The sequence below is a fragment of the Bailinhaonella thermotolerans genome (genome assembly GCF_003594875.1).
GTDB classification, from domain to species: Bacteria; Actinomycetota; Actinomycetes; order Streptosporangiales; family Streptosporangiaceae; genus Bailinhaonella; species Bailinhaonella thermotolerans.
This window is the reverse complement of record NZ_QZEY01000004.1, coordinates 13,125-28,312: the sequence shown is the minus strand read 5'-3', so window position 1 is coordinate 28,312 and position 15,188 is coordinate 13,125. Positions and strand designations below refer to the sequence as shown.

Sequence of the window (15,188 nt, the reverse complement as noted above, 5' to 3'; positions counted from 1 at the left end):
CAGGTCATCACCCTGACTCGCGGAGTGGTCAGGCGGCCAGGTCGTCGAACTCGCCCTCTGACGCGCCCCTGAGCCAGGCGGTCCATTCACCGTGGTCGAACACGAGGACACCGGCATCGGGAGCGAGGGTCATCACCACGTAGCGATCCAGGAAGGCGACTCCCACCCCGGCCCGCATCGAACTCTCCAGCCAGCGGACGTCCCGCAGATCGAGGTCCTGAGCGGAGGGCTTGTCCACCGCATCGCCGCGCACCGGCCCGGGGAGATCGAAGCCGCCGGACTTCGCTTCGTCCAGGAACGCCGCCCAGTCATCAGACTGGACGAGCAGGACGGATCCGCTCCGATTCTTGGAGTCACGTATCGCCACCCCGCCCGGCACCCGCCTCAGCTCCACGCACTGCTGCCCGCTGCCCGAAAAACTGCTCGTGATCCATCCGCTGTCATCGAATGAGCGCATATTCAAGTCATCGCCCCTCTCACCGGCTCCAGCCGGTCCACCGCTTTCACCTCAAGCGCGGGCAGCAGTGCGTCCGCGCAGGTGAGGCACCAGCGAGAGGGCATGCGCGTGAGCATCGGCCAAGCCGCGGCCTCGAAATCGCCTCGCTTGATGCGCAGAAGGAGGGCGGTCCACTCGGCAGGCGTGAGGGCGAGCTCCCCGCCCGCCGGATCCTTCGAGTCGCGAATCAGCAACCACACATCGTGATCAGCCTCGTGTCCCGCGCCACCGGTCTCACCCTCGGCCACGCACACTTCCACGCATTCGCCGCCATTGGTGCTGTGACCGCTTCTCCGCCACGCGGAGATCCGGTTTCGATCCATCCGTCGCGCCATTTCGCACCTCCGAAACGTGCGAGCCTGGGCGGCCAGGGTCCTCCCCTCCGGGGGAGCGGTCGGGCTCTTCGCGGACATCGCGGCGGGGGCTCCGGACATCAACGTATACCGCCCTCGGTTCCCCGGCACGGGGAGTACGGCCGCGCCCGCGAGGCTCGCCCCGGCCTCGGCGGCCGGCCGGGTGAAGGGGATCGCGGGCGGGCGCGGGATCTCAGGGCGTGAGGGGGTGGTGGGTGCGGCGGTGCCAGTAGGTGTGGGTGGCGGCGGCCAGGAGGGGGGACCAGAGGGGGCAGGGGAAGAGGGCCAGGAAGAGGAGGGCGTCCTGCCAGGTGCTGTGCTGGGCGGCGGCGGCCAGGACGCCGGGGGACGAGATGGCGAAGACGATCGCGGCGATGGCGGCGGGGATCACCGCGAGCTTGACGGGGACGGGGCGGCCGCGGAGGGCGGGGATCCAGCGGGGGAAGACCTCGCCCCAGCGGGCGGTCAGGCCGAGGGTCAGGACCAGGGCGGCCAGGGAGCCCAGGCCGATCAGGAAGCCCTGGAGGCGGGTGGCCGGGTCCAGGGCGGGGATCAGCAGGACCGTGCGGTCGGTCGCGGGGTCGAAGCCCGCGAGGGGCCAGGGGGTCGCCCAGGAGAGGCGGGCCACGGCGTACGGCGCGGCGCACAGGGCGGCCAGGATCGTGACCACCCGGCCCCGGCGCGGGTTCGGCGGGGCCGGCGCCCCGGACGCCGGCACGGCGGCGAACGCCACCACCGCCCAGGCCAGCGCCAGCGCGGCCATGAGCCAGGACCAGAGGATGCGGACGCCGTACCGGCCCAGGCCCTCGCCCAGGTTCCCCAGGTAGGACGTGATCACGGCGGTGTCGAGGAGACCCGTCGCGAACGCCGCGGCGACCGCCGCCAGCACGGCCGCCCCCGCGTAACCCGCCGGGTGACGTCGCACGCAGCCCGTCACGACGAACGCGGCCACGCCCACGGCCAGGGCCGGGATCGCGGCGTACCCCACGGTGGACAGGACCGCCGCGTCGGACATGGCGCCCAGGAAGAACGCGGCCTCGGCCGCCGCGACCACCGTGACGATCCGCGGCCGCCGTACGGCGACCGCCACGAGCCCGGCCGCGCCCGAGGCCAGCAGCAGCACGATCCCCAGGTCACGCTCGATCCAGTGGTTCACGCCCACGGTCACCGGCGAGGCCATGCCGTACGGATAGCTCCCGGGGGCCGCCAGCCAGAGCGCCGCGACCGCGAGCGCCACCAGCGACAACGGCAGCGGCGCCCGCGACCGGAACCGCTCCCGCCACCCGCCGCCCCGCCCGGAACCGCCCTGCCCCGCACCGCCCTGCCGCGCACCGTCCCGCCGCGCACCGCCCTGCCGCACGCCGTCCCGCCGCACGCCGTCCCCCTGGGCGCGGCCCCCGTCCCGGGTGGGTTCCGCCGGGTGAACGTCCGCCACCGCCATGCTCACTCCTCTTCCACCGCGACCGGCTCCCCGCCGGCGTTCCGAGCATGCGGCCCCCGCCCCCGCCGATGATCACCCCGCGAGGTGATCCGGCTCCCCCGCGAGGGGGAAACGCGTCTCCAGGCTGGCGCTCCCCAGGCACCCACGGGAGGCGGACACCTCCTCCCACCGGGCCACCCGTCCCGTGACAGGCATCGCCCCCCGGCGAGCGCACCCCTCCCGCGGCAGGCGCCGCCCTCCCGGCCGGCCCACCCGTCCCGATGCCGGCGTGTCCCGCTCGGCCGGCGGGGCTGGCTCCGGGATAAGCGGGCGGTTACTCTGGCGATCATGGATGGGTTGGCGGAGGCGGCGCGGGGACTCGCGCCGGTGCTGGCGGAGCGGGCGCGCGAGGCCGAGGAACTGCGGGAACTCCCCGAGGCCACGCTGAAGGACCTGCACGCGGCGGGGCTGTTCGCCGGGGTGCACGAGCGGGGCGGGCTCCTCGCCGGCTTCCCGGCGCTCACCGCGTTCACGCGGGAGCTCGCCAAGGGGTGCGCCTCGACCGCGTGGGTCACGATGTTCTACTCGCTGCACAACTGGCTGATCACCTTCCTCCCCGAGCAAGGGCACGCCGAGGTCCGCGGCGGCCGGCCGTACGCGCTGGTCCCGGCGGTGCTCGCGCCCACGGGGACCGCCGAGCCCACCGCCGGGGGGTACCGCGTGACCGGGCGCTGGTCGTTCGCGACGGGGATCATGCACGCCGACTGGGTGATGGTCGTGGCGCTCGTGACCGACCCGCTGGAGCCCAGGCTGTTCGCCGTCCCGGCCTCCCGGGCGGTGGTGCACGACGTGTGGCACACCTCGGGCATGCGCGCCACCGGCAGCAACGACGTCGAGCTGCGGGACGTCGTCGTGCCCCCGCACCTCACGATCAGCATGCTCGACTTCGCGGGACCGGCCCCGCGCTATCCGCTCATCCCGGTGATGTCGCTGGCCGCCGCCGCGGTCGCGGTGGGCGCGGCGGAAGGGCTGCTGGAGGCGTTCGAGGACCGCCTCTCCGCCCGCGTCCTGGCCTACTCCGGCGTCAAGCAGGCCGACATGTCCGCCGCGCGGGTACGGCTCGCGCAGGCCGCCGTACGGCTGGACGCGGCGGTGGCGCTGTTCGAGGAGTCGGTGCGGCGGCTGCGCGACGAGATGGACCTGCGGCAGCGGTCCTGGCACCGGCTGACCGCCGCGCACGTGGTCAAGGAGACGCGCGAGATCGTCAACGACGTGTGCGCCGCCAGCGGGGCCACCGCCCAGTTCGCCGGCTCCCCCTTCCAGCGGGTGCAGCGCGACCTCAACACGCTCTGCGGCCACGTCATCTTCGACCTCGACACGGCGTCCGACGTCCACGCCCGCGCCCGCCTCGGCCTCGACCTCCCCCCGACCGCGATGGCCTGAACCCGTACCCCCGGCCCGTACGGCGTCCCGCCCCGCACCCGAGCCCCCGTCCTGAGCCCCGGCCCCGAGCCCCCGTCCTGAGCCCCGGACCGGAGCCCCGGCCCCGAGCCCCGACCCGGAGCCTCACGCCGGGCAGCCCCAAGCCGCCGCACCGGAGCCCCGCCCGAGCCCTCCGCCCGAGCCCCCCGCCCGAGCCCCGCCCCGCGCCCCCGCGTCGCCGCGCCGGGAGCCCCGCGCCGGGCCGTACCCGGTCCCGGCCGGAGCGGCGCCGGAGACCGGGCCGGACACGGCCGTACACGATCGGCCCGGCGTGTTTCGCGGGAGGACGAAAGCCACTAGTCTGGCGGCAGCCGACGAACCCGTGCGGGAGAGAGCCCTGTCAGCCGGTCAGGGCCACCGAAGGAGCAAGCCTTCCCGTCAACCTCTCAGGTAAAAGGACCGCACGAGCCAGGCGCACTCTGGAAAGCAGGTCCCCGGGGCCTCGCCGAAGGTGAAAGCCCGACACGCGCGGGCGAAGCTCTCAGGCACCGATGACAGAGCGGGAGGATGGACTTTTCACCTCCCACGAAGGTGGCCTGAGATGACCGCACGACCGACTCCGCTGCGCGAGGTGCACGAGAGCCTCGGCGCGACGCTCACCGACTTCGCCGGCTGGCTCATGCCGCTCCGCTACGGCAGCGAGTCCGCCGAGCACAAGGCCGTCCGCGAGGCGGCCGGACTGTTCGACCTGTCCCACATGGGCGAGATCTTCGTCACCGGCCCCCAGGCCGGGGAGGCGCTCGACCACGCGCTCGTCGGGCACCTGTCCGCGCTGAACGTCGGCCGCGCCCGCTACACGATGATCTGCGCCGAGGACGGCGGCGTGCTGGACGACCTCATCGTCTACCGGCTCGACGAGGCCGAGTTCATGGTCGTCGCCAACGCCGCCAACTACCCGGTCGTCGCCGCCGCGCTGGCCGAGCGGGCGCTGCCGTACGACGCGGTCGTGGACGACAGGTCCGAGGAGTTCGCGCTGATCGCGGTGCAGGGGCCGCGCTCGCAGGAGATCCTGGCGAAGCTGACCGACGCCGACCTGGACGGGCTCAAGTACTACGCCGGGCTGCCCGCCGTGGTCGCCGGGGCGGACGCGTTGATCGCCCGCACCGGGTACACCGGTGAGGATGGGTTCGAGCTGTTCGTGAAGAACGCCGACGCCGTCCCGCTGTGGCACGCGCTCGCCGAGGCCGGCGCCGACCTGGGCCTGAAGGCCGCCGGGCTCTCCGCCCGCGACACGCTGCGCCTGGAGGCGGGCATGCCGCTGTACGGCAACGAGCTGACGAGCGAGCTCACGCCGTACGACGCGGGACTGGGCCGGGTGGTCAAGCTGGACAAGCCGGGCGACTTCGTCGGCAAGGCCGTGCTGAGCGCCGCCCCGGAGCCCACGCGGAAGCTGGTGGGCCTGGTCGCGCGGGGCCGGCGGGTGCCCCGGCACGGGTATTCCGTCGTCCGGCAGGCCGACGGGGAGGTGGTCGGCGTGGTGACCAGTGGTGCGCCGTCGCCGACACTGGGTAAGCCGATCGCCATGGCGTACGTGGACGCCGGCGTCACCGGGGAGCTGGCCGTGGACATCCGCGGCTCGCACGAGCCGGTGGACGTCGTCGATCTGCCCTTCTACAAGAAGAATTGAGCACCGGGAGAACCAGATGACCATTCCCAGCGAGCTGAGCTACACCGCCGAGCACGAGTGGGTGCGCGGCGAGGACGTCGTGACCGTCGGCATCACCGCGTACGCCGCCGACCAGCTCGGCGACGTCGTGTTCGTGCAGCTCCCCGAGGCGGGCGCCGAGGTGAGCGCGGGCGAGCCGTGCGGCGAGGTGGAGTCCACCAAGTCGGTGAGCGACGTGTACTCCCCGGTGACCGGCGAGATCACCGACGTGAACCCGGCGGTGACCGACGACCCGTCGCTGCTCAACAGCGACCCGTACGGCGAGGGCTGGCTCTTCAAGGTGCGCGTGACGGAGGAGCCGGGCGACCTGCTCGACGCCGACGCGTACGCCAAGCTGACCGAGGGGTCCGAGTCCTGACCCCCAACCCCCCGACGAGAGGTTGATCAATGGCGATCAGCGTCTTCGACCTTTTCAAGATCGGCATCGGCCCGTCGAGTTCCCACACCGGCGGGCCCATGGCCGCCGCGCACAAGTTCGCGCGCGGCCTCCACCAGGACGGGCTGCTGGAGAAGACGGCGCGGATCGAGGCCATCCTGTACGGCTCGCTCGGGCTGACCGGCAAGGGCCACGGCAGCGACAAGGCCGTCCTGCTCGGCCTCTCGGGCGAGAAGCCCGAACTGGTGGACGTGGACACGATCGACGCCCGGCTCGCCGAGATGCGCGCGTCGGGCACGGTCAAGGTGTACGGCGAGCACGAGATCCCGTTCGTCGTGGGAGAGGACCTCATCTTCGAGAGGAAGAAGTCACTCCCGCATCACCCGAACGGCATGCGGTTCACCGCCTTCACGGCGGAAGGGTCTCCTCTCCGGGAGAAGGTCTATTACTCCGTGGGCGGCGGCTTCGTGGTGGACGAGAACGCCACCGGGGCCGACCGGATCAAGCCGGACGACACGCCCCTGCCGTACCCCTTCACGACGGCGGCGGAACTGCTCGCGCACACCGCCGAGACCGGCCTGTCGATCTCCGCGCTGATGCTGGAGAACGAGAAGGCCTTCGGCCGCGCCGAGGGCGAGATCCGGGCCGGGCTGCTGGAGCTGTGGGAGGTCATGCGCGCCTGCGTGCGGCGCGGCTGCTCCAGCGAGGGCCTGCTGCCCGGCGGCCTGAAGGTACGGCGGCGCGCCCCGCAGCTCCGGCGCCGCCTCCAGGTGGAGACGGCGGAGAAGGACCCGCTCCAGGCCATGGACTGGGTCACGCTGTACGCCCTCGCGGTGAACGAGGAGAACGCCGCCGGCGGCCGCATCGTCACCGCCCCCACGAACGGCGCGGCGGGCATCATCCCGGCCGTCCTGCACTACTACGACCGGTTCCTGAACAGCGACGAGGACGGCGTGGTGCGCTTCCTGCTCACCGCGGGCGCGATCGGCGTGCTGTTCAAGGAGAACGCCTCGATCTCCGGCGCCGAGGTGGGCTGCCAGGGCGAGGTCGGCTCGGCCTGCTCGATGGCGGCCGCGGGCCTGACCGAGGTCCTGGGCGGCACCCCGGAGCAGGTGGAGAACGCCGCCGAGATCGGCATCGAGCACAACCTCGGGCTGACCTGCGACCCCATCGGCGGTCTCGTCCAGATCCCGTGCATCGAGCGCAACGCCGTCGCCTCCATCAAGGCCATCAGCGCCGCCCGCATCGCCCTGCGCGGCGACGGCCGTCACTTCGTCTCCCTCGACAAGGCCATCAAGACGATGCGTGACACCGGGCGCGACATGCTCGACAAGTACAAGGAGACCTCGCGCGGCGGCCTCGCCGTGAACGTCATCGAGTGCTGACGGGCCGTTCGGGGCGGAGTGCGCCGCTGGCAGGGGCAGGCCTGGCCTAGCATGGGTGGTCTGTTTTGTCCGCCCCGTTTGGGAGGTTCCGGGTGTCCACCGAACCTGACGGGCCGGTCCGCGGCTGGTTCGAGAGCGCCTCGTCATCGGAGCCGCGCGAGTCGCCACGCGAGTCGCCGCCCGCGGCGGCCTCCCCCGCGGGGCCGCCGCCCGCCCTGCCCCGCCGTACTCCCGGGGGTTCCCGGGCGGGCGGGGACCTGCCGCGGCGGGACCGGCCCGTGCCGAGTCCCGGACCGCCGCGCCCGGCCCCGCCGCACGCCGGCGCGGAACTCCCGAAGCGCACCCCGCCCGGAGCCGTGCCCGGCGGCGAGCTTCCCCGGCGCACGCCCGGGGCCTCCCGGCCCGCCGCCGCCCGGCAGGGGTACGGCGGGGCGCGCCCGGACGCGCCGCCGTACGCCGTGGGCGCGGCGCCGCAAGCCCCGGGCGGAGCGCCGCGGGCCGTGGGCGCGGCGCCTGACGCCGTGGATGGGGCGCCGCAGGACGCGGGCGGGGCGCCGGGCGGGATCGGCGGCGGGATGGCCTATCCCGAGGTGCGGGTCGCGCGGATGCCGGCGGAGCCGGGGAAGGAACGGCCCCGGCGGCGCAACCCGGTCCTGGGCCACCTGGTCTTCCTGATCGTGCTGGCGGCGGGCGCGGGGATCCGGGCCGCCGCGGTGCTCGGGTACCAGCCCGCGCTGTGGTTCTGGGCGGACTCCTTCGCGTACGTCAACGCCGGGCTGGACCCGCGGCCCATGGAGTCGCGGCCCTCCGGGTACGCCCTGTTCCTGTGGCTGATGCGGCCGTTCGGGAGCTTCCCCGCGGTGATGGTCGCGCAGCACCTGATGGGGCTGGCGACCGGGGTCCTGATCTACGCGGTGATCCGGCGGCGCACCCGCCTCAGGGGGTGGATGGCGGCGCTGGCGGCCGCTCCGGTGCTGCTGGACGCGCACCAGGTGCAGATCGAGCACATGGTGCTGGCCGAGTCGCTGTTCACGCTGCTGGTGACGGCGGCCGTGACGCTCGCGCTGTGGCGGGACCGGCCCGCCGTGTGGCAGGCCGGGGCGGCGGGGCTGCTGCTGATCGCGGCCTCGCTCACCCGCACGATCGGGCTGGCCGTGCTGATCGTGATCCTCGTCATGATGCTGATCCGCCGGGTCGGCTGGCGCGCGCTGACGGCGGCGGTGATGGCGTCGGTGGTGCCGCTCGCGGCGTACGCCTTCTGGTTCCGGACGGCGTACGGCGACTTCGGGCTGACCAAGAGCAACGTCTTCCTGTGGTCGCGCACGATGACCTTCGCGGACTGCGACCGGCTCCGGCCGCCGGAGGACGAGGCGCGGCTGTGCCCGACGGAGGACCTGGGCCGGCGGCAGGCGGCGCCGGAGTACATCTGGAGCCCGACCTCGCCCATCCGGATCGAGGGGAACGTCCCCAAGGGCACGGACAAGAACGAACTGGCCGGCCGGTTCGCGCGGCGGGCCATCCTCGGGCAGCCGCTGGACTTCGTGAAGGCCGGGCTTGAGGACTTCGCCCGCACGTTCAAGTGGACCCCCGACCCGTACCCGGACCCGGGCATCCTGGACGTGTACCGCTTCCCCCGGTCCGGCACGCCGCTGCCGCAGGTCGCCGCGTCGAGGGGCCGGACCGCGCAGGAGATCGTGACCGAGTACTCCGGGGAGTCCGGGGAACTGGAGGTCAACTACCCGTACGCCGGCTGGGTCCGGGACTACCAGGACGTGGTGCTGCTGCGCGGGCCGATGATCGCGGTCATCCTGCTGCTCGGCCTCGGCGGCGTGCTCGTACGCTGGCGGCGGCTCGGCGGCGACGTGCTGCTGCCGTGGGCGGCGGGGATGACGCTGCTGATGGTGCCGCCGTTCATCGCGGCGTTCGACCACCGTTACGTGCTCCCCGCGGTGCCTCTCCTCTGCCTGGCGGCGGCCCTCGCCTTCGGCGCCGGGCGGGGCTCCCGCCCGGGACGCCGCAGGCGCGGGAGCGGGCACGGACACGGCTATGGGAGCGGGCCGGGAGGACTGGGAACGCCGGAGATCCCGGAAGGGCCGGGGCTGCCCGGCGGCGGTGACGACGGGCGCGCCGGGCCCGGACCGGCGCCCGGGCTCCGGGGGACCGTCAGCGGCGGGTGATGGCCGTCAGCGGCGGGTGATGTGGACGCGGGCCAGGGCGGGCAGCCGCTCGTCGTCGCAGACGCGGCGCACCCTGGCCACCACCTCGCGATCCAGCCGGATCCGCAGTTCGCGCAGGTCCGCCTGGGGGTCGCAGGACACCGTGAGCCCGAGGCGCTGCCGCCGCCCGTGCCGCACGATGCCGACGTTGATCCAGCGCACGCCCTCGATGCCCTTGAGCGCCACGCCGAGCATCGCCGTCCCCGCGCCGGTACGGCTGCCGCGCGCCCGGGGTCCCACGACCCGCGCCAGCCAGCGCGCCCCGAGGACGGCCGTCGCGACGCCGAGCGCCGCGACGCCGTACCAGATCCGCTCGTCCCCGGGCGGGGTGAACACGGCCTCCCGGGCCTGGCCGAGCCGACCGGCCGCGCGGAGCAGGGAGTACGCGCCGAGCCCGGTCAGCGTCAGGCCCACGCCCACGAGTCCGGCGCGGTTGCCCAGCCGCATCCCCAGCCCGCGCGGCCTGCGCTCCCGCTTCCGGAACCGGGGCGCTCCCGGCTCCGCCGGGGGCGCCGCGGGGGTCTCGTCGTGCGTGGTGGGGGCGAGGGGCATCAGATCTGCTTCCGGTGGAGGCGTACCCGGACCTCGTGGCCGTAGAGCACGCCGGTGTCGGCGAGGCGGGCGGACGCGGCGCGGCGGATCGCGGAGACCAGGCCGTCCGTGGTGAGGCTGCCCGTGGTGGCGACGATGTGGACGCGGCCCCGGCGCAGCCGTACCCGGGCCCGCTCGACGCCCTCGACGGCGGCCACGGCGGCGGCCAGGGAGTTGCGCAGGCCGCGCCGGGTCATGCCGATGACCAGGTGAGGATCGGCGGTCTCGACCGGGATCAGGCGCGCGCGGCCGGGCAGCAGGCCGGCCGCGGCCAGCGCCAGGCCGGTGACCAGCGTGCCCGCTCCCGCGATCATCGTCGCGCGGTCGCCCCAGGTGATCCCGGCCAGCCGGTCGTACGGCACGGCGCGCAGCGGGCGGCCGGCGAGGGCGCTGACCACCTCGGCGGCGGTGAGGCCGCCGGCGAGCGTCAGGGCCAGCGCGGTGAGCGCCCCGGCGGGGACGCGCTGCGGCCGGAGCGCGCGAAGGGCCCGGCGGCGGGCGGCCCTCTTCTCTTTGCGCGTCGCGCCGGTGGCGAAGATCTCGTCGATAGTGCTCATGTCAGCGTCCCCACCCGTCACTGTGGCACAGGTGACGGGAGTGATGGGGGGTCCCACGCCGCGCAAATAATGTGAAGGCTATTCATGTTAATCCCGGTGGTTCGGCGTTAAGCTGCCGACATGAGCCGCGAGCGATACGACCGAGCCACGGCGGGCCTGGACGCCCCCTTCGCGATCGTCGACCTGGCCGCCTTCGACGCCAACGCGGCCGACCTCGCGCGGCGGGCCAAGGGCAAGCCGATCCGCGTCGCCTCCAAGTCCGTGCGCTGCCGTCACCTGCTCGAACGCGTCCTCGCGATGGACGGCTTCGCGGGGATCATGGCCTTCACCCTCCCCGAGGCGCTCTGGCTCGTCTCCGAGGGCTTCCGCGACGTGCTCGTGGCCTACCCGACGGCCGACCGCTCCGCGCTGGCCGCGCTCGCCGCCGACCCTCGCGCCACCACCGAGATCACCCTCATGGTGGACTCGCTGGAACACCTCGACCTCATCGAGGACGCCGCGCGCGGCAGCGAGATCCGCGTCTGCCTCGACATCGACACCGGCTTCATCGCCTTCGGCGGCAGGCTGCGCATCGGCGCGCGCCGATCCCCCGTCCGCACCCCCGAGGACGCCGCCGACCTCGCCGCCGAGATCGGCAAGCGCCCCTCGCTCCGCCTGGTCGGCATCATGGCCTACGAGGCGCAGATCGCCGGCGTGGGCGACCGCCCGCCGGGCAGCCCCGCGCAGGCCCGCGTGATCCGCTGGATGCAGCGCGAGTCGTGGCGGGAGCTGGCCGTACGGCGGGCGCGCATCGTGCGGGCGGTGCGCGCGGTGGCGGACCTGGAGTTCGTCAACGGCGGCGGCACCGGCAGCGTCGAGAAGACCGTGCGCGAGAAGGCGGTCACCGAGGTCGCGGCCGGGTCCGGGCTCTTCCACCCGAGGCTGTTCGACTTCTACAGCGGCTTCTCCGGCACCCCCGCGGCGCTCTTCGCCCTTCCCGTCGTGCGGCGGCCCGCGGCGGGCGTCGTGACCGTCCTCGGCGGCGGATACGTCGCCTCCGGCGAGCCCGGCCCGTCCAAGCTGCCCCAGCCGTACTATCCGCCGGGCCTGTCCTACGACCCTCGCGAGGCGGCCGGCGAGGTGCAGACCCCGCTGCTCGGACGCGAGGCCGACGTGCTCAGCGTGGGCGACCGGGTGTACTTCCGGCACGCCAAGGCCGGCGAGCTGTGCGAGCGCTTCGCCGGCCTCCACCTCGTCGAGGGCGACCGCGTCGTCGGCGAGGTCCCGACGTACCGCGGCGAGGGCAAGACCTTCCTGTGACGCGCGCCTCTGATTGACTGGACCGGCCGGACCGCCGCGCCGGCCGGAGTGCCGCGCCGGTCGGACCGGCGGGGACTGACTGGACACCGGCGGGACTGACCGAACCGGCGGGACTGACCGAACCGCGGGCCGGCCGGGCGCGGGCCGGGCTTCCGGGCGAGGAGGCGTGATGGCGGGTGAGGAGCCGAGGCTGAGCGTGCGCGGCGAGGCCGTGATCGAGGCGGAGCCGGAGCTCGCGCGCGTGATCGTCAACGTGGGCGCGCGGGACAAGAGCCGCCGGGCGGTGCTCGACCGGCTCACGCGGCGCGACGAGGAGTGCCTGACGCTGGTCAAGTCGTACGGCGACGCCGTGGAGTCCGTGGAGACCGGCGGGTTCACGGTGTTCCCCGAGCTGCGCGGGCGGCGCTCGGGCGAGAAGGTCGCGCGGTACCACGGCACCGTGCGGCTCACCATCGTGATGAACGAGTTCGGCGCGCTGGGCGAGCTGCTGACGCGGCTGGCGGACCTGGAGCTGGCCTCGGTGGAGGGGCCGCGCTGGGAGCTGCGCCGCGACAGCGAGGTGCACCGCCGGGCGCGGGAGGAGGCCGCGCGCTCCGCCGTACGGCGGGCCAGGGAGTACGCCGCGGCGCTGGGCACCCGGGTGACCGGGCTGCTGGAGATGTCGGACACCGCCGAGCCGGTGACGCCGTTCGGCTACGAGTCGGCGCCCCTGATGCGGGCGGCCGCGATGGAGATGGACTCGCCGCCGCCGCTGGACCTCGAACCGGAGATGCAGATCGTGCGCGCGCAGGTCCAGGCCAGGTTCACGCTGGCCCCGCCCGAGCTGTGAGGCCGCGGCGGGGCCGTGCGCGTCCTACCTGCGGCGGCGCCGCCACACCACGAACGCGGCCGTCACCACGACCGCCGCGCCGACCGCGATGAGCACCGGGGCCAGGGTCTCCGGGCGTTCGTACGGCGGGCGGCCGTCGCCTGAGCCGTCCCCGGCCACGTCGCCGTGCTGGGCCTGGGCGATGGTGCCCTGCACGCTGGCGAGGGCGTTCTCGACGTTGGCCTTGACCCGGGCGACTCCGCGCTGGGCGACACGTTTGGGGCTGACGCGGTCGGCGATGGCATCGACGGTGCGGGCCAGTTCGGCCCTCGTGCGCTCGATCTCCCGCTCCAGCGCCTCGGGATCGGTGTCCGCCATGGCGCTCCCTTTCTCCTCTCGTCGCCCTTTGACCTGATCAGTCTGTCAGGTCCACCGGCCCGTTGATACCCTGGCCCGCCGGTAGTTTGGAGGGCGGCCGGTAGGTTCTGGACCAGATGAGGGAGGATCCGTGACCAGACTCGAGGCGGGCGACGCAGCCCCCGATTTCACCCTGCCCGACGCGGACGGCGGAGAGGTGTCGCTGTCGTCGCTGCGCGGGAAGCGCGTGATCCTCTACTTCTACCCGGCGGCGATGACCCCGGGCTGCACCAAGCAGGCGTGCGACTTCCGCGACAGCCTGGACTCCCTGGCCGCCGCCGGGGTGACGGTGCTGGGGGTGTCGCCGGACAAGCCGGAGAAGCTGCGCAAGTTCGTCGAGCGCGACAACCTGACGTTCCCGCTGCTCTCGGACACCTCCAAGGAGGTCCTCCAGGCGTACGGCGCGTACGGCGAGAAGAAGCTGTACGGCAAGACCACGGTCGGCGTGATCCGCTCGACCTTCGTGATCGACCCGGACGGGAAGATCGAGAAGGCCATGTACAACGTGAAGGCCACGGGCCACGTCGAGCGCCTGCGCAAGGAGCTCGGGCTCTGACCCGAACCGATCATCCCCGCCCCCGCGGCCGCCGGTAGGATTGGCGACCGCGGCGGGACGAGGGGCCGTAGTCCAACGGCAGAGACCCACGGTTTAGGTCCGTGACAGTGTGGGTTCGAATCCCACCGGCCCCACCACCCGTCCACTCGCGAACCGTTCACCGCGAGCCGCCCGCCCGCGAACCGTTCACCCGCGAGCCGCCCGCCCACGATCGCCGCGAGCCGTTCACCCGCCGCCCGTCAGCGCCTCCTCGCTCCGGCGCCCGCCCGGCGCGGCGCCGGCCCGCCCGGCGGCCCGGTGCCGGGTCAGGGCCAGCGCGGCGGTGCCGAGCGACACGACGGCGATGCCCGCCCCGAAGACCTGGAAGGCGCCCGCCGCCCCCAGGTGGCGCACGGTGAAGCCCGCGCCGATGGCGGGGACCGAGATCGCCGCGTACGCGACGATGTAGAACGCGGCCATGACCTGGGCGCGCCGGTCGGCGGGGGCCGCCGCGCCGACCCCCCCCAGCGCGCCGGACATCGCCAGGCCGCCGCCCCACCCGGTCAGCACGCTGGCGGCGATGAACAGCGGCGCCGACGCGATGGACGACGCCCACGCGATCAGCGCCACGCCGACGGCGAGCAGCGCCGTGCCCCGGGCGATCTGCATCGGCGGGCCCGCCTTCGGGGTGATCAGCGGGGCCGCCGCGCACGCCCCGCCCATGGCGAAGATCGCCCAGCCCGCGGCGAGCACGCTCCTGGTGTGCATCAGGTCAGGGGCGAGCGTGCCGACAAGCCCCAGGTAGAGGCCCATGACCGACCAGGAGCAGGTGATGCCCAGCCCGGCCAGGGCGAACGGGGCGAGGATCGCGCGCGGTACCCCCGGCGGGGCGACGCGGAACCCGGTCCGCGCGGACACCGTCTCGGGCACGAGGAGCAGGCCGCCCAGCAGGAGGACGACCAGCACCGCGAGCACCGCGAACGAGACGACCAGCGGCACGGGCGCGAACCTCAGCAGCACCGCGCCGAGCAGCCCGCCGGCGCCGACGCCCAGGGCGCTGGCGCCGGCGTTGGTCAGGCCCGCGCGGGCGGCGTCCCTCCGGGGCTGCGCCTCCAGCAGGGCCGCGCCCGCCGCGCTGATGGCGACGCCGGTCGCCACGCCCTGGACGGCGCGCGCCGCGAACAGCCAGGCCACCCCCGAGGCGTACATGAACATCACCATCGCGACGAGCAGGCCGGCCAGCCCGGCGGCGATGACCGGCCTGCGCCCCCAGGAGTCGGAGACCCGGCCCAGCAGCAGGAGCGCCGCCAGCACGCCGAAGCAGTACGCCGCGTAGATCAGGGTGACGGTGGAGGCGGGGATGTGCCAGCGGGCCGCGTAGACGCCGTACATCGGGGAGGGCAGGGCCGACGCGGCCAGGCAGAGGCCGACCACGGCCGCCGCCAGCGCGAACATCGCGCGGGAGCCGGTCGCCGGGGAGCCGGTCGCGCGCGGAGCGGGAGAGGTCGTGTCCTTCACGGAAATCACATTGGCCGAACGTTCGTATCCAGACGAGTGGCAAGACCGCCTACCTGACGCAAAATACTG

General features: G+C 74.2%; 15 protein-coding genes, 1 tRNA gene and 2 riboswitches. Of the genes, 9 read left to right on the top strand and 7 right to left on the bottom strand.

Features of this window, described 5'->3' with window-relative positions; translation table 11 throughout:
* Positions 1-28: 28 nt before the first annotated feature.
* From D5H75_RS12685 to D5H75_RS12675, 3 genes are all read right to left on the bottom strand, one after another.
* A complete protein-coding gene (locus D5H75_RS12685) occupies positions 29-457 on the bottom strand; it encodes a DUF397 domain-containing protein (protein WP_119926643.1) in 429 nt (142 codons plus the stop codon).
* 2 nt (positions 458-459) lie between these two features.
* Positions 460-819: a DUF397 domain-containing protein gene (locus D5H75_RS12680; protein ID WP_119927093.1), complete on the bottom strand. Its 360-nt coding sequence runs from the start codon at positions 817-819 to the stop codon at positions 460-462.
* 223 nt (positions 820-1,042) lie between these two features.
* Positions 1,043-2,290: a hypothetical protein gene (locus tag D5H75_RS12675; RefSeq protein ID WP_119926642.1), complete on the bottom strand. Its 1,248-nt coding sequence runs from the start codon at positions 2,288-2,290 to the stop codon at positions 1,043-1,045.
* 327 nt (positions 2,291-2,617) lie between these two features.
* Here D5H75_RS12675 and D5H75_RS12670 point away from each other — a divergent pair, with 327 nt between their 5' ends.
* The 5 genes from D5H75_RS12670 to D5H75_RS12650 all read left to right on the top strand — a co-directional run bounded on the left by D5H75_RS12670 (position 2,618) and on the right by D5H75_RS12650 (position 9,355).
* A complete protein-coding gene (locus tag D5H75_RS12670) occupies positions 2,618-3,712 on the top strand; it encodes an acyl-CoA dehydrogenase family protein (protein WP_147425130.1) in 1,095 nt (364 codons plus the stop codon).
* Between the two features lie 354 nt (positions 3,713-4,066).
* Positions 4,067-4,163: riboswitch (glycine riboswitch) on the top strand.
* A gap of 1 nt (position 4,164) precedes the next feature.
* Positions 4,165-4,259, top strand: a riboswitch (glycine riboswitch).
* 33 nt (positions 4,260-4,292) lie between these two features.
* Entirely contained in the window at positions 4,293-5,378 is a 1,086-nt protein-coding gene (gcvT, locus tag D5H75_RS12665; protein WP_119926640.1) for a glycine cleavage system aminomethyltransferase GcvT, read from the top strand.
* Between the two features lie 16 nt (positions 5,379-5,394).
* On the top strand, positions 5,395-5,775 hold the full coding sequence (gcvH, locus tag D5H75_RS12660; RefSeq protein ID WP_119926639.1) for a glycine cleavage system protein GcvH: 381 nt from the start codon (positions 5,395-5,397) through the stop codon (positions 5,773-5,775).
* A gap of 29 nt (positions 5,776-5,804) precedes the next feature.
* The gene (locus D5H75_RS12655) at positions 5,805-7,178 is read left to right on the top strand and encodes an L-serine ammonia-lyase (RefSeq protein ID WP_119926638.1); all 1,374 of its coding nucleotides are present in this window, start codon (positions 5,805-5,807) and stop codon (positions 7,176-7,178) included.
* Positions 7,179-7,270: 92 nt separating this feature from the next.
* Positions 7,271-9,355: a hypothetical protein gene (locus tag D5H75_RS12650; protein ID WP_119926637.1), complete on the top strand. Its 2,085-nt coding sequence runs from the start codon at positions 7,271-7,273 to the stop codon at positions 9,353-9,355.
* A 6-nt stretch (positions 9,356-9,361) separates the two neighbouring features.
* Here the strand turns inward: D5H75_RS12650 and D5H75_RS12645 are convergent, their stop codons facing one another.
* Both D5H75_RS12645 and D5H75_RS12640 read right to left on the bottom strand, forming a co-directional pair.
* On the bottom strand, positions 9,362-9,946 hold the full coding sequence (locus D5H75_RS12645) for a hypothetical protein (RefSeq protein WP_119926636.1): 585 nt from the start codon (positions 9,944-9,946) through the stop codon (positions 9,362-9,364).
* A complete protein-coding gene (locus D5H75_RS12640) occupies positions 9,946-10,542 on the bottom strand; it encodes a DUF6286 domain-containing protein (RefSeq protein WP_119926635.1) in 597 nt (198 codons plus the stop codon). Before D5H75_RS12640 ends, D5H75_RS12645 begins: the two co-directional genes overlap by 1 nt.
* Positions 10,543-10,662: 120 nt before the next feature.
* On the opposite strand from D5H75_RS12640, the gene D5H75_RS12635 reads away from it, so the two are divergent.
* Together D5H75_RS12635 and D5H75_RS12630 are read left to right on the top strand one after the other, a co-directional pair.
* The gene (locus D5H75_RS12635) at positions 10,663-11,841 is read left to right on the top strand and encodes an amino acid deaminase/aldolase (RefSeq protein WP_119926634.1); all 1,179 of its coding nucleotides are present in this window, start codon (positions 10,663-10,665) and stop codon (positions 11,839-11,841) included.
* Between the two features lie 169 nt (positions 11,842-12,010).
* Positions 12,011-12,670, top strand: a complete 660-nt coding sequence (locus D5H75_RS12630) for an SIMPL domain-containing protein (protein WP_119926633.1) — start codon at positions 12,011-12,013, stop codon at positions 12,668-12,670.
* 24 nt (positions 12,671-12,694) lie between these two features.
* Here D5H75_RS12630 and D5H75_RS12625 read toward each other — a convergent pair whose 3' ends face one another.
* Positions 12,695-13,027, bottom strand: coding sequence for a DUF3618 domain-containing protein (locus tag D5H75_RS12625; RefSeq protein WP_119926632.1), 333 nt, complete (start codon positions 13,025-13,027; stop codon positions 12,695-12,697).
* A gap of 130 nt (positions 13,028-13,157) precedes the next feature.
* Between D5H75_RS12625 and bcp the strand changes: the two genes are divergently transcribed.
* Together bcp and D5H75_RS12615 are read left to right on the top strand one after the other, a co-directional pair.
* The gene (bcp, locus tag D5H75_RS12620) at positions 13,158-13,622 is read left to right on the top strand and encodes a thioredoxin-dependent thiol peroxidase (RefSeq protein ID WP_119926631.1); all 465 of its coding nucleotides are present in this window, start codon (positions 13,158-13,160) and stop codon (positions 13,620-13,622) included.
* 61 nt (positions 13,623-13,683) lie between these two features.
* Positions 13,684-13,759 (top strand) — tRNA-Leu (locus D5H75_RS12615).
* A gap of 88 nt (positions 13,760-13,847) precedes the next feature.
* Here the strand turns inward: D5H75_RS12615 and D5H75_RS12610 are convergent.
* Positions 13,848-15,119: an MFS transporter gene (locus D5H75_RS12610; RefSeq protein ID WP_202638104.1), complete on the bottom strand. Its 1,272-nt coding sequence runs from the start codon at positions 15,117-15,119 to the stop codon at positions 13,848-13,850.
* Positions 15,120-15,188 lie beyond the last annotated feature (69 nt).

What these genes read in the sequence shown, in the direction of transcription:
- D5H75_RS12635 (WP_119926634.1), top strand. Translation starts at nt 10,663, where the DNA reads ATGAGCCGCGAGCGATACGACCGAGCCACGGCGGGCCTGGACGCCCCC.
- D5H75_RS12630 (WP_119926633.1), top strand. Translation starts at nt 12,011, where the DNA reads ATGGCGGGTGAGGAGCCGAGGCTGAGCGTGCGCGGCGAGGCCGTGATC.
- D5H75_RS12655 (WP_119926638.1), top strand. Translation starts at nt 5,805, where the DNA reads ATGGCGATCAGCGTCTTCGACCTTTTCAAGATCGGCATCGGCCCGTCG.
- D5H75_RS12675 (WP_119926642.1), bottom strand. Translation starts at nt 2,290, where the DNA reads ATGGCGGTGGCGGACGTTCACCCGGCGGAACCCACCCGGGACGGGGGC.
- D5H75_RS12670 (WP_147425130.1), top strand. Translation starts at nt 2,618, where the DNA reads ATGGATGGGTTGGCGGAGGCGGCGCGGGGACTCGCGCCGGTGCTGGCG.
- D5H75_RS12685 (WP_119926643.1), bottom strand. Translation starts at nt 457, where the DNA reads ATGCGCTCATTCGATGACAGCGGATGGATCACGAGCAGTTTTTCGGGC.
- D5H75_RS12645 (WP_119926636.1), bottom strand. Translation starts at nt 9,946, where the DNA reads ATGCCCCTCGCCCCCACCACGCACGACGAGACCCCCGCGGCGCCCCCG.
- D5H75_RS12625 (WP_119926632.1), bottom strand. Translation starts at nt 13,027, where the DNA reads ATGGCGGACACCGATCCCGAGGCGCTGGAGCGGGAGATCGAGCGCACG.
- D5H75_RS12640 (WP_119926635.1), bottom strand. Translation starts at nt 10,542, where the DNA reads ATGAGCACTATCGACGAGATCTTCGCCACCGGCGCGACGCGCAAAGAG.
- gcvT (WP_119926640.1), top strand. Translation starts at nt 4,293, where the DNA reads ATGACCGCACGACCGACTCCGCTGCGCGAGGTGCACGAGAGCCTCGGC.
- gcvH (WP_119926639.1), top strand. Translation starts at nt 5,395, where the DNA reads ATGACCATTCCCAGCGAGCTGAGCTACACCGCCGAGCACGAGTGGGTG.
- D5H75_RS12680 (WP_119927093.1), bottom strand. Translation starts at nt 819, where the DNA reads ATGGATCGAAACCGGATCTCCGCGTGGCGGAGAAGCGGTCACAGCACC.